Raw genomic sequence first — 13979 nt, 5'->3', positions numbered from 1 at the left:
GTTATCGGACCGATTTATGCCGCATCGCGAAGGCATCAGGACTTTTTGGTGGCGGCGCATGGGACTTGTTACCGACAGGCCGAATTTTGGTGACGAGCTCACATCCGGAATCGTCCATGGACTCGCCGGAGTTACGTGCACTTGGGCTCACCCCAAACGGAGTGAATTCATCGGTGCCGGGTCCATCCTGGAAATGGTGCAGGGCGCGGGTGCGCCAAGTGGGCTGAAGGTATGGGGTTCGGGATTCATGGCTAGCGGCACTGCGGGGGGGAGAAATTGGGATCATCCCGATTTCGATTTCTATGCGGTTCGGGGAGAACTCACTCTCTCACGTATCCGTCCGGTCCGAGATGTAGCCCTCGGTGACCCTGGCCTACTTGCCAGTAGAGTCTACCCCCGCTCACCGGTAGTGACTGGAAAGGTTGGTCTTGTCTACCATTATGTGGATGAGAAAGACGAGGTTGTACGAGCCCTCGCGCAACAGGGGCGCGTCGCACTTATCGACCCGTCCAGAGAACCCCGCGATGTCATTGCCGACATTACTGAATGTGAGTTCATCTTCTCGACGAGTCTTCACGGCCTTATTGTCGCCGATTCGTTCGGCATCCCGAATGCTTGGATCGCGCTGAGTGGCCGGATCGGTGGTGGTCGGTACAAGTTCGAGGACTACTATTCCGCCTTCGGTGGGACCGCAACACAGTACGATGCTGATCTCGTCTGGGATCCGGAGGCTGTGGAGGACCTGAAAAGGGGATATTGTGCTGTTCCAAATCTGAAAGAAATTCAGAGCAGGCTGATTCGAGCAATACCGTACCTGTAATGTTACATCGTAGAATCTCTATCACCGACGGGCAATGCTCTCGCCCCGCCACCAAGGCCGCGGATGCGTGATATTGACGAATGACTCTTGTACAGCGGAAGAAAAATTGCGTGAACAAGCATGTTCGCGATGAGTAGAAGACGCAAACCCAGATAGTCGTGTCCGTGGCGCACGAAAGTTCTCTTTGTCGCTCTCGTATATGAGAGGTAATCCTTCAAACTGCTATTTCCTCTACGTCCGGAAACCGAAAGGAGCATATCCGCTGCTTGACCGAGCTGAAATCCATGCTTCAAGAGGCAGAGGGAAAGATCGACGTCCTCATGGACGTCCCTAGATACGGCCGTGCTGTTCTCCACGGTCTCCCAAGCGCTTCGACGAATGGCCATATTAGCACCAGACAATACAACGACTGGGCGCGATCCTTTTGAGCGCCAGCGCCTTGAGAAACGATCGAAAATCGTGCGTTGCAAGCCGGCTACGGGCGACTCATATAGATATGATAGTCCTGTCACTGCAGCATACCCTGGTTGTTCCCGGAAGAATTCGTGAATCGCCCTAGCCCACGAATTGCCCACGATCGTATCGGCGTCTACGCGCGCTATTATGTCACCCGAAGTGGCGTTGAATCCCGCATTCCGGGCATGCACCACTCCCGGTGTCTGTTCCGAGATGACAGCAAACTTCTCAAAACGGTCACGGAAGAGCATTGCAATATCGCGCGTGCGATCGGTCGAATTGTTGTCGACAACCACAACTTCGTCAATCCATTCACGGTTGTGCGCGAGGGTCGACAGGCATTTCCGGATATACCGTTCCTCGTTGTAAGCGGGCACTACAACAGAGAGGGTTACTCGGCTCATGGCGATCTACGCTACCCATGAAGCGGAGTCCACGCTGGACAGGTGGAGCTGAGTGTAAGATATGTCACTTTAGAATTCCTTAGGGTGGCTCTGCCGTCGCCGTGCTATAATCCGCTGTTTTCGGGTCATATTCGCGTGTTGACGCTGCGGTCCTGCAGGATCTGTTCTCGGCCGGTAACTTTCTTTGCGACCAGGGACGTCGGGGTGCCTCGGTCGGGAGGAGTTTGATACGTGACGCACGCGAAATCCGACCAGGAAGGACCACGGTTCGGAAGAGTGACAGCGCCCGGTTCAGGCAGGGTTCGAACCCCAGTTTCGAGCCGTTCCAATCGACGTAGTGGTCGTCGGGGTGTGTTGTTGCCGCAGTTGTTGGTGTCGGCGGTGGAGTCGGCCGGTGATGCGGTGGCGGTGGTGGAGGGTTCTCGGTCGTTGTCGTATCGGGAGCTCGATGCGGTGTCGTCGCGGTGGGCGCGGTGGTTGATCGGTCGTGGGGTGGGGCCGGGGGATGCGGTGGTGGTGGCGGTGCCGCGGTCGCTCGAGTCGGTGGTGGTGTTGTGGGCGGTGGCGAAGTCGGGGGCGACGTTCGTGCCGGTGGATCCGGGTTATCCGGCCGAGCGGGTGCAGTTCATGGTGGCCGATTCGGGTGCGGTGTTGGCGTTGACGGTGTCGTCGGTGGCGCAGGTGGTGGCCGAGGCGGCGGGGTCGGTGCCGGTGGTGGCGGTCGACGAGGTGTCGGTGGCTGCGCGGGTGGGGCAGTTGTCGTCGCGTCCGGTTTCGTATGCGGATCGGGTGCGTTCGCTCGAGCTGTCGGATGCGGCGTGGATGATCTATACCTCGGGGTCGACGGGGCGGCCGAAGGGTGTGGTGGTTTCGCATGCCGGTATCGGTGGGGTGATGTCGGCCGAGCGTGAGCATTTCGGGGTCGATGGCTCCTCGCGGGTGTTGCATGTGTGTTCGCCGAGTTTCGATGTGTCGTTGCTCGAGTTGGGGGTGGGGTTCTCGGCGGGGGCGACGGTGGTGGTGGCGCCGGCGGGGGTCGGTGGTGGTCCGGATCTGGCGGATGTGATTGCGTCGCAGTCGGTGTCGCATGTGTTCATGACGCCGGGTGCGTTGGGGTCGATGGATCCTGCGGGCTTGGACGATCTGCGTGTGGTGGTCGTGGCGGGTGAGTCGTTCACCCCGGATCTGGTGCGGCGGTGGTCGGTGCCGGGTCGGCGGCGGTTCTTCAATGCCTATGGTCCGACGGAGACGACGATTCTGGCGACCTCGTCGGCGGAGCTGGTGCCCGATGCGCCGGTGGTGATCGGGTCGGCGATCGCGGGGGTGGGCGCGTTCGTGCTCGATGAGCGGTTGCGTCCGGTGCCCGAGGGTGTGGTCGGTGAGTTGTATGTGGCCGGGGCGCAGGTGGCGCGGGGCTATCACGGTCGGTTCGGGTTGACCGCGGCGCGGTTCGTGGCCGATCCGTTCACCCCGGGTGGCCGGATGTATCGGACGGGGGATCTGGTGCGTCGCGGCGGCGATGGGGTGTTCGAGTATGTGGGGCGCAGTGATTTCCAGGTCAAGATCCGGGGGTTCCGGATCGAGCTGGGGGAGATCGATGCGGTGTTGTCGTCGGTGCCGGGGGTCGGTTTCGCGGTGACGGTGGGGGCGGCGTTGGCGTCGGGGGAGTCGGCGTTGGTGTCGTATGTGGTGCCCGAGGCGGGGGCGGTGCTCGATCCGGCGCAGGTGCGGGCGTCGGTGGGGGAGGTGTTGCCCGGTTATATGGTGCCGTCGTCGGTGACGGTGCTCGACGAGGTGCCGCTCACGCCGGTGGGGAAGGTCGATCGGGCGGCGTTGCCGGCGCCGGTGTTCGAGGTGGCCGAGTATCGGGCGCCGCGGACGCCGGTGGAGATCGCGGTGGCCGAGGAGGTCGCGCAGGTTCTGGGGGTCGAGCGGGTCGGGTTGGACGATTCGTTCGTCGATCTCGGTGGTAATTCGTTGGCGGCGACGCGGTTGGTGGCGCGGTTGTCGGCGCGGTTGGGGTATCGGGTGGCGGTGCCGGTGGTGTTCGAGGCGTCGTCGGTGCAGGAGTTGGCGGCCCGTCTCGACACCGACACCGCCGGTGCCGGGGTCGGGAGTGTGGTGTTGGCGGCGCGGCAGCGTCCGGATCGGGTGCCGTTGTCGTTGGCGCAGCAACGCATGTGGTTCCTCGGACGATTCGATTCCTCTGCGGCATACAACATTCCGATCGTCGTCCGGCTGACCGGAGATCTCGACGCCGCGGCGATGCAGGCGGCGGTCCGCGATCTCGTCGCTCGGCACGAGACACTCCGCACCGTCTACCCCGAGATCGACGGTGTCCCGGTGCAGGAGGTCCTCCCGATCGAGGCGTTCCTGCCGGATCTCCTGCCGGTCGAAGTCGATCCCGACGCCGTGCGGTCCGAGGTCGACGCCGTCCTTTCGACCCGATTCGACGTCACCCGTGAGGTTCCGGTCCTGGCCCGACTGCTGCGGTGCAGTAGCAGTATCGAAAACGACAGTGATGCAACGGAACACGTGCTCGTCGTGGTCGTCCACCACATCGCCGCCGACGGAGCGTCGCTCGCGCCGCTGACCCGCGACCTCGCCGCCTTCTACGCCGCCCGCGCGACCGGGACCACGGCCGAGTTGCCGCCGCTGGCCGTCCAGTACGCGGATTACGCACTGTGGCAACGGGATGCGCTCGGTGATGCATCCGACCCGGAATCGGTCGCCGCGCGGCAACTCGACTACTGGCGGCGCGCCCTCGACGGGTTGCCCGACCAGCTCGATCTGCCCACCGACCGTCCCCGGCCGACCGTGCAGTCGCACCGCGGGGGCAGTGTCGACGTCGAGGTCGACGCCCACGTCCACGAGCAGTTGCGCGAACTCGCCGCGCGTCACGGTGCGACCCCGTTCATGGTCGCCCAGGCCGCCTTCGCGGTGATGCTCGCCCGGTTGTCGGCGACGCGCGACATCGCCATCGGCACCCCCGTCGCCGGGCGCACCGATCCGCTGCTCGACGACCTCATCGGCATGTTCGTCAACACCCTCGTCTTCCGGACCGTCGTGGACCCCGCCGAATCCTTCGACGAACTCCTCGACCGCAGTCGCGCGACGGTGCTGGAGGCCTTCGACCACGCCGACCTGCCGTTCGAGCGGCTCGTCGAAGCGCTCGATCCGGCCCGATCCCTGGCACGGCACCCGCTCTTCCAGGTGGGCCTGTCGTTCCAGAACCTCGCACCGTCCCGGCTCGACCTTCCCGGTCTGTCCGTCGAGAGTCTGGTCCCCGACACTCGTATCTCGCAGTTCGACCTGCATCTGCTCGTCGGCGAACGCGTCGACCAGGACGGGCGGTGCGGCGGGCTGGCGGGTCGGCTCACGTATGCGGCCGACCTGTTCGACGAGGAGACCGCCCGCTCGTTCTCGTCCATGTTCACGCGCGTGCTCGCCGCACTCGTGGACTGCCCGTCACGTCCCGTCGGCGATGCCGACATGATCGGAGAGGACGAGCGGACCAGGCTGCTCGACATCGGCAGGGGAAAGTACCGCCGGTCGGACGCATCCGTCCTTCCCGATCCGTTCCGGGCGCACGCCGATCGTCGCCCCGATGCGATCGCCCTCGTTCACGAGGGAACGTCGGTGTCCTACAGGGAATTCGACGAGCGTGTGAACCGGTGTGCGCGTGCGCTGATCGCGGCCGGTGTCGGCCCCGAGACCCGGGTCGGCCTCATGATCGGACAATCCGTCGAGTTGGTCGTCGCGATGTACGCGGTGTCCGTCGCCGGCGGAGCTTACGTTCCGCTCGACCCCTCCCTGCCACCCGGACGCATCGCGCAGATCGTCGCGGCCGCCGAACCCGCCGTCGTCGTACGTGTGGGTGGGGCGTCCGCAGCCGTCGATCTCGGCGGTGCCGCGGTGATCGACGTCGACGATCCGGCCCATGCCGGACTGTCCGCAGCGCCGGTGACCGATGCCGAACGGCTCGCCCGGCTGCGACCGGAGAACATCGCGTACGTCCTGTTCACCTCCGGTTCGACGGGGGTCCCCAAGGGTGTTGCGGTCACCCATCGTGCGGTCACCAATCAGATGTGTTGGCTGCGAGAGCGATTCGACCTCGGACCCGACGACGTGTCGGTCCTGCACACCCCGGCGACCTTCGACCTGTCGGTCTGGGAGTTCTGGGGCTGGTCGACGTGCGGTGGCCGGCTGGTGATCGCCGACCGGGGACGCCACCCCGACCCCCGCGCCATGATCGCCCTGCTCGAGCGTGAACGGGTCACCACCTTCCACGGGGTTCCGACCATGCTCGGCATGTTCCTGTCGGGGGTCGAGAAGCGACTTCCGTCGACGTTGCGGCGTGTGCTGTCCATCGGTGAGTCCCTGCCCGCCGCGACCGCGCGGGAGTTCGCCGCCCGCAGCGACGCCGAACTGGTGAATCTCTACGGGCCGACGGAAGCGGCCGTCTCGGTGACCGATCACCCGGTGACCGACGCCGACGTCCACGGCGTGCCGATCGGGACACCGGTGTGGAACACGGGCGTCCACGTGCTCGACGACCGCCTCGGTGCGGTCCCGCTCGGCGCGGTCGGGGAGTTGTACCTGTCCGGCGAGCAACTCGCGCGCGGTTACGTCGCGCGGGCGGGTGAGACCGCCGGCAGGTTCGTCGCCGACCCCTTCGGCAGCGGAGGGCGTCTCTACCGGACCGGGGACCTGGTGCGCTGGGTCACGAGCGCACGCGGACCCGAACTCGACTACATCGGTCGCCGGGATCTCCAGGTGAAGATCCGCGGGTTCCGGATCGAGCTCGGTGAGATCGAGGACGCACTCCGGGCATGCCCCGGCGTCGCTGCCGCGGCGGCAACGGTGCAGCAGGATGCACATCGTGGCGACCGCGTGGTGGCCTTCGTGGTCGTCTCGGACGGCACCGAACCGGACACCGCCGCCCTGCGGACCTCGCTCGGCGAACGGTTACCGAACTACATGGTCCCGGCCGACATCCGCGCGATCGACTGCCTGCCGAAGGGGAGCACCGGCAAACTCGATCGGAACGCCCTCCCACTCGTCCCGGCCGCGCCGGCCGAGCACCGTCCGCCCGCCACCGCCGTCGAATCCGCCGTTGCGAAGGTGTTCGGGAAGGTCCTCGGCATCGAGTCGGTCGGACGTGACGACGACTTCTTCCGCTCGGGCGGTACCTCGCTGGTCGCGGTCCGGGCGGTCAGCGAACTCGCGGCGGCGCTGGAGCGTCCCGTGCCCCTCGAGTGGCTGTTCGCCCACCCCGTCGTCGCCGAACTGGCGGAGCGGATCGAACGCAGCGAGCGCGACGGTGAGGAGTCGGCGTCCACGGCGTTCGACGTCGTGTTCCCCCTGCGCACGGGACCCGCCTCCGGTGAGCCGGTCTTCTTCGTCCACCCCGTCGTCGGCCTCGCCTGGGGATTCTCGCGGCTCGCGGAGTTCATCGACGCCGGTCGTCCGGTCTACGGACTGCAGTCGCCCGCGCTGTCGGGCACCGAGGAGCTTCCCGGATCGATCCGGGAATGGGCTGCCCTGTACGTGGACGAGATCCGGCGCGCGCACCCCGACGGGCCCTACCACCTCGTCGGGTGGTCTATGGGCGGAGTGATCGCGCACGAGATGGCCGTGCAACTGCAACGACACGGGAGCTCCGTGGACTCCCTCGTCCTGCTCGATGCGCACGTCCCGGCCCCGCTACCGGAGTCCGTCGATCCGCAGTCGGTGGCCCTCGCGGCCCTGAACGGTCTCGACAACGGTGACCGCGCCACGCCGAACGTCGGGGATATCACATCGATTCTCGGGCGTGGCGAATTCGACAGCGACGTCTTCCCGTCCATGGAGTCGTTTCTCGGCGGCATCAGTCATTCGTTCGACGTTCTCGAGCGGCACTACCCGGGACGCTTCGACGGCGACCTGCTCTTCGTGGGGTCGCGGAGTTCGGCGTCGCCGGAAGACGATTCCCGGAGGGACTGGACCGAGTTCGTCACCGGACGGGTGCACCGCCACGACATCGACGTGTCCCACTGGGCGATGACGGGCGAGCACGCGTGTCGCACCGTCGGCCCGCTCCTCGCCGCCTGGTGCAACCGCCGTGTATGTCCGAATTGCGAAGTCCGCAAGCGCGACTCGACACTCCGTGTCGGGCACTGATGTGGCAGCGTTCGTACTCCTGTGCGAGACTCGTGTAGTTCGGCGTACGTGATCCGGCTGTCGGGGGCCTGATCGCGTCGATACGCCAGGGCGCGTGCCTGTTTCGGCGTGCGTTCATCAGCCGTACCGTCCCCCGGCGCGAAGCGGGGAGTGGTATGACGACGAATGCGATGGACTTCGACTCGGCCCACTCGGACGAGGGATCCGTTTCCGGGATCCGTACGTCGGGCAGCCCTCGGAGATTGCGCCGCAGCGCACCGACCGCATCGTTGCCCCATCTGCTCGCCGTCGCCGTCGAACGGAATCCGGACGGCATCGCCGTCGTCTCCGAATCCGGCGCTCTCACCTACCGCGAACTCGACGCGGGATCGTCACGCCTTGCCCGTCTTCTGATCTCGCGCGGAATCGGTCCCGAGGACTGCGTGGCGCAGTTCCTCACGCGCTCGCTCGAATCCGTCCTCGCGACATGGGCGGTGGCGAAGACCGGCGCGGCGTTCGTGCCCGTCGACCCCACCTATCCCGCCGATCGCATCGCCTACATGCTGGACGATTCGGGGGCCGGGCTCGTCCTGACCACCGAGGAACACGCCGGCACGCTGCCCGGTGAGGTACCCGCACTCGTGCTCGACACGGCCGAGGTGCGCGACGAATCGGCCGGGATGTCCTCGGAGCCCGTCTTCTTCGACGAGCGACGCGGTGTCGTCCGTGCGGAGAACGCGGCGTACGTCATCTACACCTCCGGCTCCACCGGTCGCCCCAAGGGCGTCGTGGTGACGCATTCGGGGCTCGCCAACTTCTGCGCCGAACAGGTGGAGCGCTACGGACTCTCGTCGCAGTCGCGCACATTGCATTTCGCGTCACCGAGTTTCGACGCCTCCGTGCTGGAACTCCTGCTGGCGGTGGGTGCGTCGTCGACGATGGTCGTCGCCCCGCTGACCGTCTTCGGCGGGTCGGAGTTCGCGGATGTCGTGCGGAAGCACGGGGTCACACACGCATTCGTCACACCCGCTGCGCTGGCCTCGGTGGACCCGGCCGGTCTCGAGGTACTCGGCACCGTCGCGGTGGGCGGCGAGGCGTGCCCGCCCGAACTCGTGACGCGATGGGCGCCGGGCCGCCGCTTCCACAACGTCTACGGACCCACCGAGACGACCATCGTCTCGAACATCTCCGAACCCCTCACCCCGGGCGACCGGGTGACGATCGGACCTCCGATCGGCAATGTCACGGAGACCGTGCTCGATTCGCGACTCCACCTCGTCCCCGTCGGTGTCGCGGGCGAACTCTACACAGCAGGGCCGGGGGTGGCCCGCGGGTATCTCGGTCGCCCAGGGCTCACCGCAGCGCGATTCGTCGCAGCGCCGGGAGGTGCGCGGATGTACCGCACCGGCGACGTCGTGCGCGGACCCGAGACGCCCTCGTCGGGCATCGTCTACGTGGGCCGTAACGACTTCCAGGTCAAGGTCCGCGGATTCCGCATCGAACTCGGGGAGATCGACGCCGCACTCGCGTCGCACCCAGGGGTCGACTTCGCCCTCACCGTCGGCCGCGAGACCCCTGCCGGCGAGACCCAACTCGTCTCCTACGTGCACGGCACCGACGACCCGCTCGATCCGGGCAGCCTCGTCGAACACGTCGCCGGCGTGCTCCCGACGTACATGGTCCCCGCCGCGGTCGTGCCCCTCGACCGCATCCCGCTGACCCCCTCCGGCAAGGTCGACCGCGCGGCGCTTCCCGAGGTGGGAACGACCGTCGCCGAATTCCGCGCTCCCGTCACCGCTTCCGAGAAGGCCGTCGCCGATGTCTTCGCCGATGTCCTCGGTGTGGACCGGGTCGGACTCGACGACGACTTCTTCGATCTCGGCGGCAACTCGCTCCTCGCGACGTCCGTCGTCGGCCGCCTCCGCGCGCGTCTCGGCGTCACAGTCCGCGCGGCCGCGCTGTTCGACGAGCCGACCGTCGCGGCACTCGCCCGGCACCTCGACGCGGCCGGCTCCGATCGCGCGGTACCGCTCGTCGCCGGCCCGCGACCCGCACACCTGCCGCTGTCCTACGCGCAGCAGCGCATGTGGTTCCTCAACCGCCTCGATCCCGAATCCGCCCTGTACAACATCCCTCTCGCGGTGCGTCTGACCGGTGGGCTCGACGTCGACGCGATGCGCGCGGCGTTCGCCGACCTCGTCGAGCGTCACGAGACCCTCCGTACCGTCTACCCCGAGATCGACGGTGTGGGTGAGCAGCGCATCCTCGAACCGGGAGCACGCGTCGTCGACGTTCCGGTCGAGCAGGTGCCCGCCGGCGAGTTGCCGGAGCATCTCGCGCGCGTCGCGGGCCGCGGATTCGACGTCACGGCCGAGGTTCCGGTGCGTGCGCACCTGTTCGCGACCGCACCCGACGAGCACGTGCTCGTCCTCGTCCTGCACCACATCGCCGGCGACGGCACCTCGCTCGCGCCGCTCGTGCGCGACCTCGTCACCGCGTACACCGCACGTGTCGGTGGGCACGCGCCCGACTGGGTGCCCCTGCCGGTGCAGTACGCCGACTACACGCTGTGGCAACGGGAGGTCCTCGGCACCGACGACGACCCCGAATCGATCGCGGGCCGTCAGCTCGCGTACTGGACGGGCGCGCTCGCCGGTGTCCCCGAGCATCTCGATCTCGCCACCGACCACGTGCGACCTGCGATCCTCGGCGCGGGCGGCGGTGCCGTGCGCGTCGAACTCGAGGACGACGTCCACGAGGCGATCACCGGCCTCGCCCGCCGGGCGGGAACCACCCCGTTCATGGTCGTGCACGCCGCACTCGCCGCACTCCTCGCGCGCCTGTCGAACACCCACGACGTCGTGATCGGGACCCCCGTCGCCGGTCGCTCGGCGCCCGAACTCGACGGTGTCGTGGGCATGTTCGTCAACATGCTCGCGCTGCGCACCGAGGTCGATCTCGGCGGCACCTTCGCCGATCTGCTCGAGCAGGCCCGCACGGTCGACATCGATGCCTTCGACCACGCCGACATCCCGTTCGAACGGCTCGTCGAGGTGCTCGACCCCGTCCGGTCGCCGTCCCGGCACCCCCTCTTCCAGGTCGGGTTGTCGTATCACAACTTCACCATCGACGCGCTCGAGCTGCCGGGCCTGCGAGTGGAGGCGCTCGACGCGTCGTCCTCGTCGGTCCGCTTCGACCTGCACGTGACGATCGTCGACAAAGGCGTCGACGGCGGACCGGGTGGATTCGACATCGAATTCGGTTACGCTACCGACCTGTTCGAGGAACCCTCGATCCGGCGCATGGTCGACCGCTACCTGCGCATCCTGCGCTCCGTCGCCGAGGACGCCGACGTCGTGGTCGGCGACATCGACCTGCACGAGCCCGACCAGCTCGCCGCGATGCTCGAAGCCTGGGAGGCCGAACAGCTCGCGGTGGGCCCCGGCCGGACCCTCGCCGACCTGTTCGACGATCAGGCCCGCACGACGCCCACGGCGTGCGCGCTCGTCGACGCGAACAGCGAACTCACCTACGGGGACTTCGCCGACCGGGTGCGACGCCTCGCACGGATGCTGATCGAACACGGCGTCGGTCCCGAGACGGTCGTCGCGCTCCCGATCCGACGTTCGATCGACCTCGTCGTCGCGATGTACGCGGTCGTCGAGGCCGGCGGTGCATATCTGCCGCTCGACCCCGACCACCCGCGCGAACGCGTCGAGTACATCCTCGGATCCGCCGACCCCGCCTGCATTCTCACCACGAGCCGCGACCGCCTCGACCTGCCCGGCGACCGGCCGACCATCGAGGTCGACACCGTCGACCTCGCTGCCTACAGCGGCAAGGAGATCCGCAACGCCGACCGCCTCGCCCCGCTGCGCGCGAGCAACGCCGCCTACGTGATCTATACGTCCGGATCGACGGGACGGCCGAAGGGCGTCGTCGTGCCGCACGAGGCGATCGTCAACCAGCTCGTCTGGAAGCGGAAGGAATACCGCCTCGGCGTGGGCGACGCCGTCCTGCTCAAGACTGCAGCGACCTTCGACCTGTCGGTGTGGGAGTTCTGGTCGTCGCTGACCTCCGGCGCGAAACTCGTCGTCGCCGCACCCGACGGCCACCGCGACCCGGCCTACCTCAACGACCTGATCCGCCGCGAGCACGTGACGACCCTGCACGTCGTGCCCTCGATGCTCGACGCGCTGCTCGACGACGCCGACGGCGAACTGCCCGACTCGCTGCGACGAGTGCTCGCGATCGGTGAGGTGCTTCCCGTCGACACGGCCGAACGCACCCTCGAGCGGTCGCACACCGATCTCGTCAACCTGTACGGGCCGACGGAGGCGGCGGTCTCGGTGACCGCGCACCGCGTCACCGAGACGGGGGAGAGCTCGATTCCGATCGGCGGCCCGATCCCCAACACGCAGGTCTTCGTCCTCGACGAGCGGCTGCACCCGGTGCCCCCGGGAGTGGCCGGAGAGCTCTACCTCGCAGGAACCCAGCTCGCGCGCGGCTACTCCGGCCGACCGGAGCTGACCGCCGAGCGGTTCGTCGCAAACCCGTTCGGCGACCCCGGCACACGCCTGTACCGCACCGGCGACCTCGTGCGCTGGCGGTTCGACGACGATCAGCTGTCGGGCACGCTCGAATACCTCGACCGGGCCGACTTCCAGGTGAAGGTGCGTGGTTTCCGCATCGAGCTCGGGGAGATCGAGTCCGCGCTGCGGGCGCTGCCGCAGATCCGCGACGCGGTGGTGACGGTGCAGCACGGCGACCGGATCGTCGCGTTCGTCGTCCCCACCGGCGGAGCCCCCGACATCACCGCGATCCGCGGCGCGCTGGCGCGGACGCTGCCGTCCTACATGGTCCCGCAGGGCTTCGTCACCCTCGACGCCCTCCCGCTTAACGTCAACGGCAAGGTCGACCGCAAGGCCCTCCCGGAGGCGGAGGTCGTCACGGCGCCCTACCGCGCCCCGCGCACCGGCACGGAGGCGACGGTCGCGTCGGTCTACGCCGAAGTGCTCGGCAGCGACGACCCGGTCGGTCTCGACGACGACTTCTTCGGTATCGGCGGCAACTCGCTCAGCGCGGTCAAGGTCGCCGCGCGCCTGCGCGACCGCCTCGACGCCCACGTCGAGCTGCCGTGGTTGTTCCTGCACCCGGGTGTGGAGGAACTCGCCGCCCGGATCGACTCGCACAGCACGTCCGAGACGGACACGCTCGGCACTGCCGGGCTCGACCCGCTGCTGCCGCTGCGTTCCGGTGGGGACGGTGCACCGGTGTTCTGCATCCACCCCGTCACCGGCCTCGCATGGGGCTTCGCCGGCCTCGTGCCGTACCTCGGCGACCGTCCCGTCTACGGTCTGCAGTCGCCCGCGCTCGGCGAGGCGGACGACCTGCCCGGCGACATCGACGCCTGGGCGGACGAGTACGTCCGGCTCATCCGGCAGGCGCACCCGCACGGCCCCTACCATCTCGTCGGATGGTCCATGGGCGGCATCCTCGCCCACGCCGTCGCGGTCCGGCTGCGACGGGCGGGGGAGCAGGTCCCGACCCTCGCGATCCTCGACGCCTACCCCGAGACCGGGGCCGCGCGGGCCGACGCGCAGCCCACCGCGGCCACCGCCCCGACGGTCGCGAACGTGCTCGGCATCCCGGCCGAGGGCCCGGCTGCGGAGATCCCCCTCACCGAGCTCACCGCCGAGAGCGCGCAGCAGGTGGTGCAGGCTCTGCCGGCTCCGTTCGACAGCCTGTCCCCGGAACGGATCACCCGGATCGTCGAGGGCGTCCGGCACTCGTACTCGGTCCTCGCGACGCATCGTCCCGAGGTCTACGACGGTGACCTGACGGTCTTCATCGCCGAGACCGATCGTCCGATGTCCTCCACCGAGGCCTGGTATCCCTACGTGAACGGGCTGGTGACCACGCGTGAGGTGCCGGTCTCGCATTGGGACATGGCCACCAGGAAGGCGTGGGCGGTCATCGGACCCGCCATCGGTCGCCGTCTCGACGAGAGGCGCTGACCGGCCACAACTCGACATCCCGCCACGGTGGGGCGGCCCGCACGGGTCGTCCCACCGTGGCGTGCGCGCCCACGGCCGTAACATGGCTTCTCGGCCACCGATGCTCTAATGGGCACATGACTGCCCGGTAACAACCGGGTG

4 protein-coding genes are annotated in these 13979 nt (G+C 67.7%); 3 read left to right on the top strand and 1 reads right to left on the bottom strand.

The annotated features are described in order from the left end of the window. The first annotated feature begins 58 nt into the window (after positions 1-58). Positions 59-820: a polysaccharide pyruvyl transferase family protein gene (locus RBB84_RS13400; RefSeq protein ID WP_157741786.1), complete on the top strand. Its 762-nt coding sequence runs from the start codon at positions 59-61 to the stop codon at positions 818-820. Positions 821-822: 2 nt separating this feature from the next. Here RBB84_RS13400 and RBB84_RS13395 read toward each other — a convergent pair whose 3' ends face one another. Next, on the bottom strand, positions 823-1680 hold the full coding sequence (locus RBB84_RS13395; protein ID WP_080678480.1) for a glycosyltransferase family 2 protein: 858 nt from the start codon (positions 1678-1680) through the stop codon (positions 823-825). 351 nt (positions 1681-2031) lie between these two features. Here RBB84_RS13395 and RBB84_RS13390 point away from each other — a divergent pair, with 351 nt between their 5' ends. Both RBB84_RS13390 and RBB84_RS13385 read left to right on the top strand, forming a co-directional pair. Then, positions 2032-7842, top strand: coding sequence for a non-ribosomal peptide synthetase (locus RBB84_RS13390; RefSeq protein WP_255025830.1), 5811 nt, complete (start codon positions 2032-2034; stop codon positions 7840-7842). A gap of 155 nt (positions 7843-7997) precedes the next feature. Further along, positions 7998-13838, top strand: coding sequence for a non-ribosomal peptide synthetase (locus RBB84_RS13385; protein ID WP_033098812.1), 5841 nt, complete (start codon positions 7998-8000; stop codon positions 13836-13838). Positions 13839-13979: the final 141 nt, after the last annotated feature.

It is taken from the genome of Rhodococcus sp. D-6 (assembly GCF_040256695.1).
Classification (GTDB): Bacteria; Actinomycetota; Actinomycetes; order Mycobacteriales; family Mycobacteriaceae; genus Rhodococcus; species Rhodococcus pyridinivorans.
The sequence above is the reverse complement of the archived record's forward strand: the minus strand, read 5'-3'. Positions and strand labels throughout refer to the sequence as shown.